The organism is Candidatus Poribacteria bacterium, assembly GCA_021162805.1.
Lineage (GTDB): Bacteria > Poribacteria > WGA-4E > B28-G17 > B28-G17 > JAGGXZ01.
Genome location: JAGGXZ010000069.1, coordinates 1 through 18,529 on the forward strand (window position 1 = coordinate 1; position 18,529 = coordinate 18,529).

Below are 18,529 nucleotides of genomic sequence, written 5' to 3' on the forward strand. Positions count from 1 at the left end.
AAACAGTTGGCGTGGGGCGCACATGGTATTCACCTCCTTGTTATTTGGTTTTGGGTGTGCCCCATGCTTTTTAACGTTCAAATCGATTTTAGGATTATTCTGATCCCTAGTCATTGTGATCTACTGAGATTGGGGTGAAGAAGGGGGAGTAACATGACCCGATATATACTGATTTGCTGGGGAACATGTATGATCCTCGTCGGATTGGCCTTCGGGGGCAATCCGAATAACGTCGTCGCCATGTGGCTTTTCGACGAGGGTCAGGGAAAAACGGTTAGGGATTCGTCGGGAAACGGCAACGACGGTGTGATCAACGGCGATCCCAAGTGGGTGGAGGGCAAATTCGGAAAAGGGCCGGAGTTCGACGGCTCTGACGACTACATCGCCGTCCCTGATTCCGATAGCTTGGATGTAAACGGCAATCAGATAACGATCGTGGCCTGGATAAAAGGGAGCGGATGGCCGGCGGCAAATCACGTCGTCCGTAAGCTACATGATCAAGCTCAAGGACATATCTATGTGCTCAGGATCCAACCCGATACGATCAGGGCTTACATAGCCACCGACGCTAAACCCTCTCCCGGTTATCAGGTGAACGGTGCTACCTCTCTCAATACCGACAGATGGTACCATGTCGCCCTCGTTTATGACGGAAATGAGATAAGGGTATATTTGAACGGAGAGTTAGACGGCTCTCAGACGGCCTCCGGAAAGATAGAGACAAGCGATGGGGAGCTGAGGATCGCCAGAGGGGACCCGGCGGGCTATTTCGCCGGAGTTATCGACGAGGTGGCGATCTTCAACGTCGCTTTGGATGAAGGGGAGATAAAGGAGATAATGGAGGGTGGATTGAAAACGAGTCTGGGCGTAAGTCCTCCCGGTAAATTGACGACGACATGGGGAGAGGTTAAGTGGTCGCTTCAAAAAGTGTTGCACTCGAGATCAAACCCGGAGTTGAGGTGAAGTTCAAAGCGGGAAAGTTCACACCTTGGTCATTTCATGAGGTTATCTCGCTTGACCTTGGCAGTTGCTCCGCCATAATATGTATGGCTGATAAGTGAGGGTAGCAGGGCGATAAAGGGGGGATTGAGGCACTATGAGCAGAGTTCTGATTCTCCTATCGCTTTGGATAGCGATCTTCCCGCTCGCCCGAACGGACGAGAAAAATTGCTGGACGTTCGAGGAGAACTTCGAGCGTGGGATCTCCAGATGGCATCTCGACGAGGGCTGGTCGGTTGAGAGCGATGGAGAAGGACATGTGCTGGCCGGGCGAGGTCACTCATGGGCCTTTCCTGAGATCGATCTCTGCTACAACTACTCGATCCAATTCAGGTTGAAACTGAGAAGAGGCGGAATCCATATCACCTTCCGAAACCTGAACGGATCGAGATACTTCCTCGGAATGAATAGGGAGATGATCTACCTGACTAAGCAGGTTGGCGATAGATTTTCCGAGCTCAAAGTTCTCAGGCCGGGCATAGGAAAGATGAGATGGTATAAGGTCGGTATACTTCTTCAGGGCGAGCATATAAGGATCTACCTGGACGACAGGCTTCGCATGAGCTACACCGACTCGTCCGACCCGCTTCTCGCCGGCAGATTTGCCCTTGAAGCCCTTGATAACTCTGAGGTTCTGATAGACGATATCAAACTGGTTGCCGTCAGACCAATCCAACAGGGAGGATGGATCAGAACCGGTGGACCGCCTGGAGGGTTGGGATACGATATCAGGATACATCCCCTCGATAAAAGCATAATGTTCGTTACCGATAACCCCTCAGGAGTTAACAAAAGCTATAACGGCGGAAGAAGCTGGGTGACGCGTAACGAGGGTATCACTTCCCGTGGCGGTCCCTCCTCCGACTCGTATCCCATCTTCTCCCTGACAATCGATCCCGTCGATCCCAATATAATCTGGGCCGGATTTCAGGGTCAGAGGGGAATATTCAAATCCTACGACTGCGGTGAAAGCTGGGTGGAGATGGACGAAGGGATTGAGGAGGATGCGATCACCATCAGATCCTTCGCCGTTGATCCTAGGGATCACAACGTGGTCTACGCCGGTGCAGAGATACCGACTGGGATAGAGGGTGTGGAGTTCGAAAGGGTGAAGGGAAAGATCTACAAGACCGTAGATGGGGGCAAGCACTGGTTTGCAATCTGGCAGGGCGGGAACCTCATCCGGACGATAATCATAGATCCGCGGGATTCGAATATCATCTATGCCGCTTCCGGTATCTTCGACAGGGAAGCTTACAACCTGAAAGGTGTGGGCGTTTTAAAATCGCCCGATGGAGGTAAAAGCTGGCGTCAGATAAACTGCGGGCTGGACAATCTCTTCGTCGGATTCCTGGAGATGCACCCGCGTAATCCGGATGTGCTGTTCGCCGCCGCGGGCAACAACGCCCTCGCTTTTGAAGGTAAACTGGGCGGGATATACAAAACAACAGATGGCGGGGAGCATTGGAAGAAGGTCCTGGGAGATGATATCTTCACGGTGGTCGTGATTGCCCCCTCTGATCCGGATATAGTCTATGCGGGAAGCGCTGGAGCGTTTTACCGGAGCGAGGACGGCGGGGAGACGTGGATGAGGCTCTCCAAGCCCGAAGGGTGTTATGGCCCTCCAGGGATACGGGCCGGGGTACCTATAAGCGCAGCCGTTGATCCGGATGACCCTTATACGATCTTCGTTAACAACTACGGAGGGGGATGCTTTAAATCCACCGATGGCGGAGAGACATGGGTCGATTCGAGCAGGGGATATACAGGGGCGGAGATACACGCCGTCGAGGTCGACCCACGCGATCCGAACCTCATCTACGCTATAGGACGAAGCGGGCCTTTTAAGAGCATAGACGGCGGGGAGAATTGGATCGGATTGGCCTATCATCCGGCCGATTTTGCGGAATGGTATGACATCGCACTCAATCCCAAAAGGCCCAATGAGATTCTGATAAGCGATGAGCATACCGGCACCATCCTGAAGAGCCGCGACGGAGGAAGACACTGGAGGATTGTCTACCACAAAAAGTTCAAGGGGGGCCCCCGCAACAGACACGGTTTCAAGGACATCAAATTCGCTCCCTCCAATCCGAAGGTGGTCTATGCAGGGATGAGGCAGGACAGGAACGCCGTCAACACCAACCGGATAACGCGGAGCTACGGGGTTTTTAAATCTATCGATGGAGGAGAAAGCTGGTTCGAATCGAATGGAAATTTACCGATAAGAGCGAGGAACATCAACTGTATCGCCATCGATCCGCATAACCCCGATCGGCTCTTTATCGGAACGCTGAGCATGGGTCTGTTCCTCTCGGATGACGGCGGAGAGAGCTGGAGCGCTTGCAATAACGGGCTTCGCTCGCTTGACGTGCGTGCGGTGACGATCTCACCGGTTGATCCGAGAAGGATCTTCGCCGGGTTGGGCGAAGGAGCAGGGCTGTTTATCTCGAACGACGGCGGGGAGAGCTGGCAGAAGGCCTCAGGGGGGATCGAGATCGTATGTCCGCCCTACCTCCTGCCCCTCGGCGGGGGAATTCAGGACGTCTCATATGAAAAACCATCTATCATCCTCATCTCCTCAAGCTCCTACGGCGTTCCATGGTCGGTGATAACGGATGTGGTAATCGACCCGACTGATCCAAACAGGATCTACATCTCCGATATGGCTACAGGAGTTTATATGAGCTTGGATGGCGGGAAAAGATGGAGGGTGATCAACGAGGGATTGAGGATCAAAGCCGTTAAGGATCTCGCTATATCCTCCGACGGGAGGGTCCTCTATGCGGCGACGATGGGAGGAGGGGTTTATAGGCTTCCAATCTCAAACCTTCTCAGGTAAAGGAGGGCGATTGTGGGAGATACCGATGGGAAGACATTGGGAGAACTGATCGGTTTTCAACCGAGCATCACGTATATAGCCGTCTTGCCGCCAGGGCAAAGGGCGAAAACAGGGAGGTACTTCAGAGGATCGCCGAGGACGAGCGCCGTCATTATGAGGTTTGGAGGGAATACACCCGGAGGGATGTTCCGCCCAACAGGTTTAAAGTCCTGATGTACATCATCCTTTCGAAGATCTTCGGCCTGGCGTTTTGTATAAAGCTGATAGAGAGGGGTGGCCGTCTTCATACTTATCCTGCCGTTCTTTCTCCTGAACAGCTACTATCTCTCCCTGGCATTGGCGATATCGGATGCGATCTTGGTCATACTTATCTTCACCTATTTCGTCTCGGTGGCGAAGGATCTGCCTTTTGGGAACAGGTTTGCGGAGATGGCTCTGATCAGCTTGGGCGTTGCGGCCATATCCTTCGGAATAGGGTATCTGGTGAGGAAGTTTTTGGGAGTCGAGGTTTAAGCCAACCGATTATGCAAATTCTTGCATAAATTGTGCAAAAGCTTTCATACCCACTTTGAAGTCCACTCCGCGCTGTGGTGGTGCGGATTCATGGGAATTTCCCTTCACAAACTATGCAATTTTTTGCATAGTTTGTTAATGATTTTAAACACAGCGGTTTTGCCCTCCAACCCGCATGAAATCTGAATTTCCCTGGATTTTTGACCGATTGGTATGCAATTTGCTTCTCATATTGTGCAAATAGGATGAACCGAGCGAGGGGAACGTTATCCGAAAGTTCAGCGGTCGATGGGTGATTCATCGACCGCTGAGCTACCTTTGTGTTCGGTTCATCGAAAAATTCAAGGTGGTGTGTCATGGTGAAGGCTTTAGAGAGGCTTCGTAGGGAGAGGGGCCAGGCTCTTATAGAGTACACCATCTTAGCTGGGCTCCTGGGATTGGCGATGATGGCTACGATAGCAAACGTGGCAGACCAAATCATGGATATCTGGAACGACATGACACAGGATCTAGATGTGATCGATGACGGAAATGCTGATCTGGATGTGAGGTTTCCCGTGAGCGATGAGAACGGCAGCAATCAGGATGGTGGTCTCAATCACGGCGGCATCGGAGCAGGATCAAACGATAACGAGGACGGTGGATATCGAGACCACCATGATGACAATATATGATACCTTTATCCTGTTTTGAATCATTCATCTCGCAGACCTGATCTTTCAGGTCTTTCGTATCACCGGATCGGCTGGCCGTCTCGGAAGACGGTCCAGCCGAATTTAAAGTTTGCCGCAATCACCTAATCTATGGGGGTCATAGGGGATGAGGAATAGAATTCTCACCGAATTACTTACAGCCATTTCGGCTGTAGTATTGCTATGTGTGGTCTCACAGGCATCTGCCTATCAAAATCAGAAAGCCGATTACCCGGTTGATACGATCACATCGCCGAACCTCGGCAATGCTCCAGCCGGTGGGATCCCGGCTGGAACCTCGATGCTCTTCAACTTTAACGTCAAAACCAAGGTAACTGTAGCCATAACCAGGACGGATCTCTCCCCTGAACAACAGGTTTATCAGGAGACCTTCTCATCAAGTTCAGGTTCGATCATCGCTACCAGAAACATCCACCTGGAAGCGGGTGACTATCGAATAGATGAGCGATATCACATCGAGGCCGCACCCGATATTCTGCCGAGCTTCACGGTTTTCAGCGCCGATCCTCAATTCTCGTGGAACGCGGCGGGAGCCGTGGCGGGTGATTATACGCTTTCCGTGAACGTCGTCTGGCACGACGTATCTGCCATAGTGTCCGGAGATTTCACCACCGATCCGTCGCCCGTACAGGTGAGCGGTAATCTCGGCTCGTCCATCAACGATGTAAGGGTGATCTGCTCTGATGGTCTCGATCCCAACGAACGCATCAGCGTATCCGTTCATTTCACAGGCAAATTGGATAAAAACACAAAGCTTACCTCCGGGGTCACGGGACCGGTGATATCCGATCCGAAAGCCGTTCCTTCCTCCGTATCACTTGATGGCGAAACACCTGTACTTTTAACCGCCAGCGTGACGGGCACGAACATCTCATCTGTAACGGTGGATCTGAGCCCTATAGGGGGAGGGGCCTCTCAGGAGATGTATGACGACGGAACAAATGGGGATGTTAAGGCCAGCGATGGAGTATACTCCTTCCAGACCATCCCGTTTTTCGGTATCACAGGAGGCGATAAGGAGCTAACCGTAACAGCTACCGACACAAATGGAACTGCTCATGCCGTCATCGCACTTACCATCGAACGCGGCCCCATCGTCTCAAGCACATCGGTGGGAGGAGGGGCAGGTAGGGGTAACAGAGGAGCTCAGAATCTGCAGGTGCACATCCACGGATACAACTTCGATAACGGCGATGGCCTTAATGTGCTCTTCACCCCTGATGGCATCACGGTCAAAGGCGTCACATATCTCAGCTCCACTGAGCTTGTGGCTACAATTGATATCTCTCAGGACACCTCATTAGGGGGCAGATACGTCACGGTGGTTAACCCTGACGGGAGAACTGGAATGTCCTCTCTGCCTGTCTTTGAGGTCGTGGATGCTCCATATGTAGCTGTTGATACGGTATATCCCGATCACGGCAATCAGGGGGCTAGCAATCTCATGGTTCAGATAACGGGAGCCAATTTCGTATCCGGATGTAGTATTTCGTTTGATATCTCCCCGGGTGTGCCCGATTCAAACATCACGGTCACAGGCCCCACCACAGTCAATGGCACCGGAACGGTCATAAAGACCTACATAGAAATCTCCTCAGCGGCTCCTCTGGGAGGAAGATATGTTACAGTCACAAATCCTGGAGGTGCTTCAGCCACAAGCGCATCTCCTATATTCACCGTTGTCGGAGCGCCATCCATAACGTCAGTCAGCCCATCGAGCGGTGAGTTGGGTTCCAGCATATCTGTGATCATCACAGGGGTCAACCTGGTGGGCAACAACTCTATAAGCGGTGGGTTGATAGAGGAAAACCTGCCCACCATAAGTTTCGGCGCCGTTCCCATAACTGTATCGAGCCTCTCCTATGTGGATACGACTCAGATATCGGCGACATTTGATCTGACAGCCGAAGGTCTCTCAGCGGGAACCTATACCTTCACGATTACCAACCCGGGCGGCATCCAGACCTCCAATCAGTGTGGCTTTACAGTGGTAAGCCCGCCTACTGTCACGGGAGCATCACCGGGGAGGGGTAATCTGGGAGCAAGCAACCTGGACGTCCAGATAACAGGAAGCGACTTCGTCGACGGAGCAACGGTGGAGTTCAGTGGGACGGGAATCACCGTCAACTCCGTCACTTTCAACTCCTCAACCAGCTTAACCGTTAACATAGATATCTCATCCACAGCGGCTCTAGGCAAAAGGGATATCAAGGTGACCAACCCGGGGATAGGAACCACTCCGGCCGTTGGGAACGATCTATTTGAGGTGGTAGGTCCCCCTTCGATCACATCGGTATCTCCCTCACAGGCGAATAGGGGAGCTTACATAACTCATTTCACCGTTACGGGAACCAATTTCGTCGGAACACCGACCATAACCTTCAGCGGCGATGGGATAACGGTCGTATCGGTTAACTCGATCACCTCAACAACGCTAGACGTCAATATCCAGATATCACCTACGGCGACGGAGGGCATCAGGAATATTACAGTCACAAACGCCGGTGGTGTGAGCGTGACGAGGAACAATGCTTTCAACGTTTTGGGGGATGTGACCGTTACAGGTGTAAATCCAAGCAGTCTTAACAGAGGGGTCAATAACATAAATTTGACCATCAGCGGGACGAACTTCATGAACGGAGTGACCGTCTCCTTCAATGGGACAGGCATCACTGTAAACTCCGTCACATACAACTCCCCCACCTCTCTTACGGTCAACGTAGATGTCAGTCCTAGTGCGTCGTTGGGCTCCAGAAACGTCACCGTCACCAACCCTTACAGCATAAGCAGGACAGGAGCGAATCTGTTTACCGTGCTTGGCTCGGTTGATGTGACGGGCATATCGCCTGATGTGGCAAGCACCGGAGGATCAGGTATGTCCGTGACCATAACGGGTAACAATTTCACCTCAGGCGCCACCGTCACGATAGGCGGCTGCGCCGTTACATCCGCTGTTGTTGTCGATTCTCACACCATCAATGCCGTTTTAAACGTCACAGGTGGTGCAGGGACATATGATGTGACAGTGACCAATCCTGGAGGGTCCACCGATACCTTGTCAAATGGCTTCACGATCCTAGCAGCCCCTGCTGTAACCGATATATCACCCTCATCCGGCAGCCAGGGCGCGACTAACATGGATGTGGTGATAACCGGCGAGAGGTTCGTCCCCGGGGCATCTGTATCATTCAGTGGGGGAGGCATAACGGTAAATTCCACCTCCGTGGATGCCACTTTAACCAAGATCTACGCCAACATCACCATCGATTCAACCGCTGGATTAACATCGAGAAGCGTTACAGTCACGAATCCCGGAGGAGTGAGCGTTACTAAAGCGAATGCTTTCACAGTGATCGGCCCACCGGCGGTTGTTTCAATCTCGCCGGCAAGCGCCAATATCGGCGTGACTGGACTCAGCGTGACGGTGCAGGGGAGCAACTTCACCAGCGACAGTCAGGTTTCATTTGGCGCGGGTGTCAACGTTCTTTCAGCTACCTTCATCAACAGCGGAAGAATAGATGTGACCATCTCGATTGATTCTACCGCTCCCTTGGGATTAAGAGATGTCACCGTGACCAACCCCGGCAACGTAGTCGGGATCGGATCAAATATGTTCACGGTTCTGAGCGGTCTGACGGTCACCTCTATCTCACCGAACAGGGCGAACAGAGGGGCAACACTGGTGGTGAGTATATATGGAGGAGGATTCAATTCGTCGATAACCGCCGGCGATGTAAGCTTTGGATCAGGAGTCACCGTCAACTCGCTCAGCTACGTCAGCCAGACGGAGCTCTCGGCCGAGATCACAGTTGACGGAACGGCCACGATCGGGCTGAGAGATGTCTCCGTGACGGTCGACGGAGTAACAGCCAACGGCGATAATTTGTTTCATGTTCTGGGCGCCCCTACTGTGAGTTCCATCACCCCCTCAAGCGGCAGCAGAGGAGCATCGATGATGTCGATCACGATAGAGGGGAGCAACTTTGTGGAAGGAGCGGATGTGAAGTTTGAATCCAGCAGTGGTATAGCGGTTCACTCAGCAGTCGTCGACTCATCGAGCCGGATCACAGCCTTGATCTCCATCTCGCCCTCCTCACCCCTGAAGAAGTGGGATGTGACCGTGATAAATCCGGGGAACGTTCAGGCGACAGGAAGCGATCTTTTCGAAGTGATCGGCTCCCCGTCTATCACCTCCCTATCTCCATCTTCGGGAAATAGAGGGATGCCTAGCTATGATGTGACGATAAACGGCTCGAACTTCGTCGAAGGAGCGGTTGCTTCCTTTGACAACTCCGGTATAACGGTAAACTCCACCACCTTCGTCAACTCCTCCCAACTCATAGCCAACATAGACATCTCGTCCACAGCGGCGTTAGGAGCCTGTGATGTAACGGTGAGCAATCCGGGCGGCGTGAGCGCTACCGAAGATAATGCGTTCACCGTTTTACATGCTGCTCCTCAAGTTTTGAGCGCCAACCCATCCACAGGAAGTAAAAGTACAACGCTGGACGTTCAGATAACGGGGACGAACTTCCAAAGCGGTGCAACGATCTCTTTTAGCGGAATCGGTATAACCGTCAACTCCGTCTCATTCGTTGACTCACAGGATCTTCTCGTCAACATCACCATCGCCTCCAATGCCCCGTCAGGACTTCGGAACATCACCCTCACCAACCCCGACGGCCAGTCTGACACCGGAATAGGCCTCTTCTCCGTGGGAAGCGAACTGACTGTAAGCTCTATCTCCCCTTCATCCGCCTCCCCCGGAACCACCTTGGACGTTACCATCACAGGAACGGGATTCCAGTCCAATTCCTCAGCGTCCTTCGGTAGCGACATAACCGTCAACTCGATTTCTTACATCTCCTCTACCCAGATCAAGGTCAACATCACCATCTCTCCCTCTGCATCTCAGGGAAGCAGAGATGTGAGTGTCTCCAATCCAGGAGGGGCGACGGCAACATTACAGGACGGCTTTACCGTCACGGGATCTGCAACTCTGGCGATACAGGATTCAAACGGCAACAGCACCATATATGCTTCGGTAGGAGATAGGATCGATCTGAGGTTATATCTGCAAAGCAGCCAGAACATCAATGGTGTGGCAGCCTATCTGACATATGACACGAGCGTTTTGGAGGTCGCCGACGTCATTACGCCCTTCAATCAGGGTGGCTTCCTGGGAGGAACGGTGCTGGATAACGATAGACACGGAGACCCCGGCAACGGCATATCCGGGGGACAGTTGGATTACGTCGAGGTTAACCACACATCCTCAGCTACAGGCAGTGGAGTGGTGGCCACGTTTCAGCTTGAGGTTATAGGAACTCCTCCGTCGGGATACACCACGGTCTCCTTTGACTTCGATGAGGCTAACGGGAGGGTGACCGCTTTGTCCGTCGCAGGAGATGGCACGCTCACCCCTGCCACCATCAATGGGAAGATATACATCGGCAGCGCCGCGCCCACGGGCGGGACAACCATCTCCGGTAAAGTGCAACTCCAGTCCAGGACGAATCACTCGGCGCAAGTGACGATAGAGGTTAGAAGCCACGGCGGGACTGTTCCTCTGGAGAAAAGAGTTATCAACACGAGCTCAGATGGCAGCTACACGTTGAACCTGACCACGCCGGCAGGGACATATGATATAGCAGCAAAGGCCGATGGGTTTCTCAGACAAACCCTGCAGAACGTCACGATCCCATCCTCAAGCCTGAATTTCTCCCTGTTGGCCGGAGACGCAGATGGGGATAACGATGTTGATCTAAAGGATTTCAACGTTTTGTCAGCCAGCTTCGGCAGCGTCCAAGGTGATCCGAACTATAATTCAAGCTGCGATTTCAATGGGAATGATACCGTAGACCTCTCCGATTTCGCCGTTTTGGCGAGCAATTTCTTAAAGGCGGGCGATGCAGCCCCTGACAACGGGAAAACCGAAGATGAATTCGATTTAAAGCTCTCCTCTGTGATAGCCGGACAGGAGGCAAAAATCGCACTTAAGGGAGATGTCTCATCCCTATACGCCTATGCGGTCCAGATTGAGTTCGATCCGGAGCAACTCCAGCTGCGGGATGCCGAGCCTGGAGATCTGTTAAGCGGCGGGAAAATCTTATACCACATCAAAATCGAAAGGCCAGGCTTAGCGACTGTGCTTGCGAGCCTCATCGAAGAGAAAAGCGGGTTAAACGGAAAGGGAGATCTCCTGAGGTTGACGTTCAGGGTTAACAGCTGGAGCGAAGATACGAGCGTAAAGCTTCTTAACGGAATATCGATCAGGGTGAGAGGATCAAACGAGGTCAAAATCGGCATGCTCCCGAAGTTAAGCCTGATCCTACATGCCGTGCCTGAGGCGACCTCTCTGGGACAGAACTATCCCAACCCATTTAACCCTGAGACGTGGATACCCTTCAGACTCTCTGAGCGAGCTGAGGTGAAGATCCGGATATTCGACGTATCCGGCAAGCTGGTGAGGGTTTTGGATCTGGGGAAGCTCGAGCCGGGCTACTATGAGGATCGAAGCAGAGCGGCATATTGGGACGGACGAAATGAGATCGGTGAAAAGGTGACGAGTGGCGTTTACATCTATCAGCTTCTGGTAGGTGACAGATCATTCGCGAGAAAAATGGTTATCCTTAAGTGATCCCCCTCCAGGTCTCACCTGGAGTCTCTCTAGGGCGGGGGAGTAAAGGGCACTGCCACCCCTCCCTTTACTCCCTATTCTCTCTTCCGCCTCCTTAAACGGGCAGGCGATAGTCTGCCCGTTATTTTTGCCTGATCCATCCGCTGTACTTCGCTACGAGAGGCATATTGCATACTTTACACCGCGACGTGTCTATGTTAAAATAGGACCTAGGTGATAAGGATGATAAAAGCCCAAATCCCCCATCATCTCAGACCGGCTCTCGATCTCATAGTCAAATCGCTTCGGGAAGTCTTAGGTGAGCATCTCATAGCCGTTCTGCTGAAAGGATCCCTCGTGAAGGGGGATTTCATACCCGGATATTCCGACGTGGACATCCATGTCCTTGTGGACTACGAGGTGATGGAAGGCCCGCGCTCACCAAGACTTGAGGAGGCGCTGAGAATACAGGAGAGGATCGGAATCATCCGCCCCCAAGATTACGACGTCTGGCAATTCCAGATCTTCTTCCTATCCCCGGAGCATTATCCATATGATTGGTCGCCCCCTCTGCCGGGAACCTATATCCTGCTCTACGGGGATGTCCCTGAGGATCTCAGAGAGACAGAGGAAGGGTATTATCGTAAGATCGATCTGAGCCTTCATCGCATATCCGGTTATATCTCTTACCTGCTGGAGCGATTTACCGATAAGCCGAACCAGAGATTGGCGGAGATCGTTAGATTGACGGGGGCGATATTGAAAGGAACGCTTTATAACGCCGTCTCCCTCCTGGAGGAGAAGCCGCTTTCAGTGTGGCGTATGCCGGTGTGGGAGGTGCTCTCAAAGTGGGAGGATGAGCTCTGTCCCGGCGGTCATCTGTCCAACTTCTTCAATGGTATCAGGGAGGAGTGGGGGAGGGTCATTGAAGATCCGGATTTTGCCCGATATCTCTTCAGCGAGGGGATCAAGAGCTTCCAGGCGCTGGAGAGGTGGTTCGATGAAAAGGGCAGATCGTTGATACCGGAGGATAAGGTGAAGCTGTGATGAAACGGATGCTACTGCATATCTGTTGCGCTCCCTGCTCGACATACGTCATAGAGGTCTTGAAGCCCATCTATGAGGTCACGGGTTTCTTCTATAATCCTAACATCCATCCGAGAGGTCAGTATAAGCTGAGACTGGAGGAGATGGTCAGATATGCGAAAATAGCGGGGATAAATCTGATCATCGGCGAATATGACGTTAAAAGATGGTTCGAGCTGGTGAAGGGACTGGAGGATGAACCGGAGGGGGGAGAGCGATGCCTGGTCTGTTATAGGATGCGGCTTGAAAGGACAGCACAGTATGCCGTCGATCACGGATTCGACATCATCACCACCACCCTCTCGATAAGCCCCCACAAGAAAGCCGATAGGATAAACAGCATCGGCACGGAGGTCGCTGACAAATATGGCGTGGAGTTCCTCCAGGCCGATTTCAAGAAGAAAGGAGGATTCCAAAAGAGCGTGATCATGAGCAAAAGATATAACCTATACAGGCAGAATTACTGCGGCTGTATATTCAGCCTGAGGGAGGCGGAGAGGAGAAGGAGGAAACGGAGAAGATGAGCGCTGAGGAGAGTAGATGTCTCGAAAGATATGAGAAGCTGCTGGACGAGGTGGAGGAGGAATGCCGCAGATTAAGAGCCGATCCGAGATATGTGGGATGTAAGGTCGATTGTGATGTCTGCTGTCGCGGCACCTCTCTGCTCTCACTCCTTCCGGTCGAGCTGATCCATATGCGACAGGGGCTATCCATCCTGCCGAAGGAGCTAAGGGACGAGATCTATGATCGCGCTAAAAGAACAGTCCTCAAATCGATCAAGCTCGGCTATGACCTCAAAAAACTCTCCGATGTCAAGCCAAGCGAGGTGATGATGGAGATGGGTTCCTCCAGAGAGGCCACCTGTCCCTTCCTGATCGGCGGCGTCTGTTCCATATATGAACATCGCCCCCTTATCTGCAGGGTATGGGGATACCCGATGTTCGATGGGGTCAAGGTGAGCTGTTGTAAACACACCTTTCTGGGCGATATCAACTCGGTGGACCCCATAGACTATAAGGATCTACGTCAAAGGGCATATCGGATCGGCAGGGAGGAGGGATGCGGAGAGAAGACCGTCCCTCTGAGCTACGCCGTCCTCCTAATTCAGAAAGAACTGGAGAGGGAATAGGGCAACCCCGAGGGTTGCCCCTCTCCCTTATCTGGACCAGCGTTCATGGATGGGAGGCATCTCGGGGAACGGGGCGTGCGGTTCCCTCTGATACCAGTATCCCACCGAGGCGATGTCATCGGTAAGCGGCTGGAACTTGCCGTTAGGCCACCATCCTAGGGCCTGGATCGTCACCTTCAGATCGGACTGAAATCTGATCGGGTCCATGATATGCCACCTGTAAAGGCCGTGCTTCGGCACCCTGGTAGGGTCACGCTGCCATAGCGGATATCCCAAAAAGGGCGTGGAGAAGGTATCGCCGAACCCCCATGCCCCTCCGAAGTAATCCTCGGTTCCCGTGCCACATATGGTGGGATGTTCGGTATCGCCGTCGATGTAGAACTTGATTTCACCTTCGCCCCACCAACCGTCCGAAAGCTGTGTCCAGGCCAGGAAGGTCCCCACGTAATGTCCCTGTCCTCTCACTCCGTCCAGGATGACATGTTCCGGGCGATCCCTTCTGGTCATGCTTCTACGCCACTGAGCGTGGAAATAGCCGGTATTTTCGGGGATTTGGGTCAGGGAGTAGGTGATCTGGTAGAAGAAGCCGCCTATGGGTTCCCATCGTTGATTTTCCACCGTCACCTTCGCGCTCTTTTTGAAAGGCATCGGCCAGTAGCTGTTGAACCCGCCTGAAGGATTGACGCAGATGGGAAGCGAGTTGACGTTATACCTCATCCCGTGACCGTTGCAGAAGAAATCTCCCAGGGGAACCTCTACTGAGGGTGTCTCCTCGTCATCCCAGTAAAATCGAAGGATGGTATCCCTGTAAGCCTTCGGATCGACCGTTATCCAGATGTGTTGTATAACCCCGGGACCGTCTATCTCGGCGAGCGTTGTCGTCTCGCCCGGCGGGAGGGTGATGCAGGGACGCACCTTCCATCCCTTACCCAACATTGAGGCGGCGCTGCGTTCGTCCGGAACGGCTTTGGCACCGCCTCCCTTTTCACCCTTCGGGTTTTCCGCCGATATGGATCTCGTCTGAGCATCTGACAGGAGCGGAATGCTCCCAAGGCCGAAGTTAAGGCCCTCAAATCCCATCGAACACCTCCTTCTTCTCATAGAAAGAGTCGTCTTTCATCAAGGACTTTCCTCCACAAGCTTCATACCTGGTTCGCCCTCAGGCAGCTCGATCGCCGGCTTGCCCTCGATATATCCGTAATCTGCTAGGAATCTATCGGCCAGATAGGTAGTTCGCTCCAGCCACGGATATCTGTTGAAAAACCCATGACCTACCCCCTCGGCGACATATAATTTAGCAGTATTGCCCAGTCTCCTGGACAGCTTCATAAACTCTCTGCCTCCGACCAGGAACCTATCTTCTGACCCGAAGAACGGGATCGCCGGGGGCACGCCTTTAATCAAATTACGATTCGGCGAGATCCTTCTCGCTATCTCCTCCGATCCCACCATCTCAACGGCTGACAGAGGGTCAAGCGGCGGAGCCACCTGAGGCGACTATCCGATTGGGATCGCTGTAAACTGAATGGTCAGTATCGCCATCCATATCATCTCAGAAGATCTCCTTGGGAATTTTCTCGCCCATCGATTCTTATACCACATATCTCGACCCTTTTCAACGGTGTTCAAAATGGGATAGAGCGGTGGGAGATAGATACCGATGAAGAGCGCAAGGGCGAAGGCAGTTGCATGCATACCTTCATTTTTCCTCTTCGCCCTTGTATTTCTCGAATATATCGGCGAACTCGTCCGCCCTCCGCTTAAATGCCTTCAGCACCTCCGGATCGAAATGATCCGGTGTGGTTCTGCCGTCTCCCTCCACGATGATCCTATAGGCCTTTTCATGAGGAAAGGCGGGTTTATAGCTGCGTCTGGATCTAAGGGCGTCGTAGACATCTGCCATCATCGTTATACGCCCTTCGATCGGTATCTCCTCACCCCTGAGGCCACATGGATATCCCGATCCATCCCACTTTTCATGATGTGATAGGGCGATATTACGGGCCATCCTCAACCTCGGCTCGTCGCCCAATATCTTCGCCCCGGCGATGGTGTGGGTTTTCATTATCTCCCACTCTACCGGCGTTAGCTTTCCCGGCTTTCGAAGGATATCAGGGTGGATACGTATCTTACCCACATCATGCATCTGAGCGAAGAATCCGATATCCTCGACGAACCGGCGTGGCATGCCCATCTCCTCGGCCAGCGTTCTGGCATATTCGTTCACCCTGATCGTGTGTTCCCATGTCTCCTCGTCATTTTCCTCCGCTGCCCTTGATAGCGCTTCGACTGAATATCTAAAGGCCCTTTCCGTCTCCTGTATCTGTCTGGACATGGCGGAGATGACCAACGTGTGTATGGCCAGCCCTTTCAACACTTCGGCCTCGAATGCCGAGACATCGCCGGCGTAGTTAAAGGCGACGACCAGCGTGCCTCCCGCCCTGAAGGCGATGAAGTTCTCGACGAACTCCAGGAGATTCAGGATTTCCTTTGGGAAACGGCTCTGATATTCCGGGAGGGTCTTACCGTCCTGCCACCAGTTTGATATCCTCACCTCGCCCTCATCCGGCGATATGGCTTTAAGCGAGGGAGGATTCAGATGCAGCTCATCCCTGACAATTTCACCCGTATCCTTGCTGCGGTACATCCTGCCGATGGTTCCTCCGTTCGAGACGATGAGAAGGGCCTTCGGCGCTCGCTCGTCAGGCACGAGAAGCCTTTTAGCCAGATCCATCTCGATAGCGTTCCTGTCAAACGATAAAGGTTCGAAGGAGGTGAGGGCGACCATCATGTGTTCGTTGAGCCTATCAACGCCCTTATAGGCGTTCTGAAGCCTGTCGTTCAACTCCTTCATCCTCAGGGCCGTTCGAACCCTGGCTATCAACTCCTCCCTGCGGACCGGTTTGGTGAGGAAATCATCCGCTCCAGCCTCTATGCCTTGAACTTTATCCTCGGGTCTATCCAGCGCTGTGACCATCACGACCGGTATGAAGGCCGTTTCAGGATTTTCCTTTATCCTTCTGCATACCTCAAACCCATCTATCCCTGGCATCATCACATCGAGCAATACCAGATCCGGCGGATTCTCCTTGATCTTCTCAAGGGCCTCCTGGCCGTCATAGGCCTTATCGATTTCGTATCTGAACGGAACGAGCATCCCCTCGATCAGATCCACGTTGAACCGCTCGTCGTCGACTATCAGCACTCTAGGCATCCCTCAACCACCTCCCGATTTTCTCGGTGACGTCGTGTAATCTGATCGGCTTGCTGATATAATCGTCAAACCCTTCTCCCAGCAGTTTCTCCTCATCCCCTTTCATCGCCATGGCAGTGAGGGCGAGGATGGGAATATGCGAGGTTGAGGGATCGGATTTGATCCTCCTCATCGCCTCCAGACCGCTTATACCTGGCATCTGTATGTCCATGAGGATCAGATCAGGCTTCTCATTGAGAGCGAGTTCTATCCCCTCTGTTCCGTTTTTGGCGGGGATCGGCTCATGTCCCATCAGCTTGATTATCTCCTCCATCAACTGGAGGTTTACCTCGTGGTCCTCTACCACCAGAATCCTTGCCATGCTCTGTCTCCTTCTCAGATGTGAGCTTTTCTCCGAGGACGTTTCTCACCTCCCTGAGAAACTCCTCCCTGCTGAACTCACCCTTACGGGTTATGGAGACGATATGTCCGTTGAGACGACGTATGTCCTCCTCGGTCAGGAGTTTAGCCGTGAGGATCACGATCGGTATATCCCTCGTTTTAGGATCGCTTTTGAGATGTTCGATCACGTCAAACCCGTCCATCTCGGGCATCATCAGATCCAGCACGATCAGATCCGGGGTTTCATCTGCAGCTATCTGTATTCCTTCCCTGCCGCCATAGGCCTTCAAAATGGAGTATTCCATCGATGAGAGGATTTCTGAGATGATTTCCACGGCATTTGGATCATCGTCAACGACCAGCACCTTAGCCTGATCTTTCCTCGATAGTCCAGCTCTCTCGAGCGCTCTCATCAGAGAGAGCCGATCTATCGGCTTTTGAAGCACTGCTGATGCGCCAAGTGCCATCCCTTTACCCTCTTCGTGGAGGACGGATATGATCACCACAGGTGTTCCTCTCAACTCCTCATCCTCGTTTAGCTTTTCAAGGAATTGCCATCCGTCCATCACAGGCATCATTATATCCAGCGTTATCAGATCGGGCTTAAGCTGGCGCGCCATCCTAAGCCCTTCCTCTCCGCTGAGTGCGATCGCGGTCCGACATCCTAGATCCTCCAGATATTCCCTCAGTAGCGAAGCGAAGTTAAGATCGTCCTCCACTATCAACGCCACCTTCTCCCTCTTCTCGGCAGAAACCTTTTTCCCTTTCGGGGTGGGTATTTTTATGCCCCTTCTCTCATCGTTTTTCCCCTTTTCGAGCTCAACCGGTATGGTGAAGTGGAAGGTGCTGCCCTTTCCGAGTTGACTCTCAACCCAAATCCTACCACCCAAAAGCTCCACCAACCGCCTCGTCAACGCCAACCCCAATCCCGTCCCCTCATACTGCCTCGATAGAGAACTGTCCAACTGAACAAACGGCTTGAATATCTCCTCGATCTTCTCCCTCGGTATCCCTATGCCGGTGTCGGAGACTG

General features: G+C 52.7%; 13 protein-coding genes and 1 pseudogene. 8 read left to right on the plus strand and 6 right to left on the minus strand.

What is annotated here, in order from left to right; genetic code table 11:
- Positions 1–153: 153 nt before the first annotated feature.
- From J7M22_05585 to J7M22_05620, 8 genes and pseudogenes are all read left to right on the plus strand, one after another.
- On the plus strand, positions 154–963 hold the full coding sequence (locus J7M22_05585) for a LamG domain-containing protein (protein MCD6506082.1): 810 nt from the start codon (positions 154–156) through the stop codon (positions 961–963).
- Positions 964–1,096: 133 nt separating this feature from the next.
- A complete protein-coding gene (locus J7M22_05590; GenBank protein ID MCD6506083.1) occupies positions 1,097–3,841 on the plus strand; it encodes a hypothetical protein in 2,745 nt (914 codons plus the stop codon).
- 35 nt (positions 3,842–3,876) lie between these two features.
- A pseudogene (locus J7M22_05595) lies at positions 3,877–4,354 on the plus strand (hypothetical protein).
- 356 nt (positions 4,355–4,710) lie between these two features.
- Positions 4,711–5,028, plus strand: a complete 318-nt coding sequence (locus J7M22_05600; GenBank protein MCD6506084.1) for a hypothetical protein — start codon at positions 4,711–4,713, stop codon at positions 5,026–5,028.
- Positions 5,029–5,173: 145 nt separating this feature from the next.
- A complete protein-coding gene (locus J7M22_05605) occupies positions 5,174–11,707 on the plus strand; it encodes an IPT/TIG domain-containing protein (protein ID MCD6506085.1) in 6,534 nt (2,177 codons plus the stop codon).
- Positions 11,708–11,929: 222 nt separating this feature from the next.
- On the plus strand, positions 11,930–12,733 hold the full coding sequence (locus J7M22_05610) for a nucleotidyltransferase domain-containing protein (protein ID MCD6506086.1): 804 nt from the start codon (positions 11,930–11,932) through the stop codon (positions 12,731–12,733).
- Between the two features lie 8 nt (positions 12,734–12,741).
- Positions 12,742–13,296, plus strand: a complete 555-nt coding sequence (locus tag J7M22_05615) for an epoxyqueuosine reductase QueH (protein ID MCD6506087.1) — start codon at positions 12,742–12,744, stop codon at positions 13,294–13,296.
- Complete coding sequence (locus J7M22_05620; GenBank protein MCD6506088.1) at positions 13,293–13,901, plus strand: YkgJ family cysteine cluster protein; 609 nt, start codon at positions 13,293–13,295, stop codon at positions 13,899–13,901. The genes J7M22_05615 and J7M22_05620 overlap by 4 nt, the downstream gene beginning before the upstream one ends.
- Positions 13,902–13,928: 27 nt before the next feature.
- On the opposite strand, the gene J7M22_05625 is transcribed toward J7M22_05620, so the two are convergent.
- The 6 genes from J7M22_05625 to J7M22_05650 form a co-directional block, all read right to left on the minus strand.
- The gene (locus J7M22_05625) at positions 13,929–14,981 is read right to left on the minus strand and encodes a DUF2961 domain-containing protein (GenBank protein MCD6506089.1); all 1,053 of its coding nucleotides are present in this window, start codon (positions 14,979–14,981) and stop codon (positions 13,929–13,931) included.
- A 39-nt stretch (positions 14,982–15,020) separates the two neighbouring features.
- A complete protein-coding gene (locus J7M22_05630; GenBank protein ID MCD6506090.1) occupies positions 15,021–15,389 on the minus strand; it encodes a hypothetical protein in 369 nt (122 codons plus the stop codon).
- Between the two features lie 9 nt (positions 15,390–15,398).
- Positions 15,399–15,596 carry a hypothetical protein gene (locus J7M22_05635; GenBank protein MCD6506091.1) on the minus strand — a complete coding sequence of 66 codons (198 nt, stop codon included), beginning with the start codon at positions 15,594–15,596 and terminating at the stop codon, positions 15,399–15,401.
- A 4-nt stretch (positions 15,597–15,600) separates the two neighbouring features.
- Positions 15,601–17,115: a response regulator gene (locus J7M22_05640; protein ID MCD6506092.1), complete on the minus strand. Its 1,515-nt coding sequence runs from the start codon at positions 17,113–17,115 to the stop codon at positions 15,601–15,603.
- A complete protein-coding gene (locus J7M22_05645) occupies positions 17,108–17,476 on the minus strand; it encodes a response regulator (protein MCD6506093.1) in 369 nt (122 codons plus the stop codon). The genes J7M22_05640 and J7M22_05645 overlap by 8 nt, the downstream gene beginning before the upstream one ends.
- Positions 17,397–18,529 (minus strand): response regulator (locus J7M22_05650; protein MCD6506094.1); only part of this gene is annotated, 1,133 nt, incomplete at its 5' end. The genes J7M22_05645 and J7M22_05650, both read right to left, overlap by 80 nt.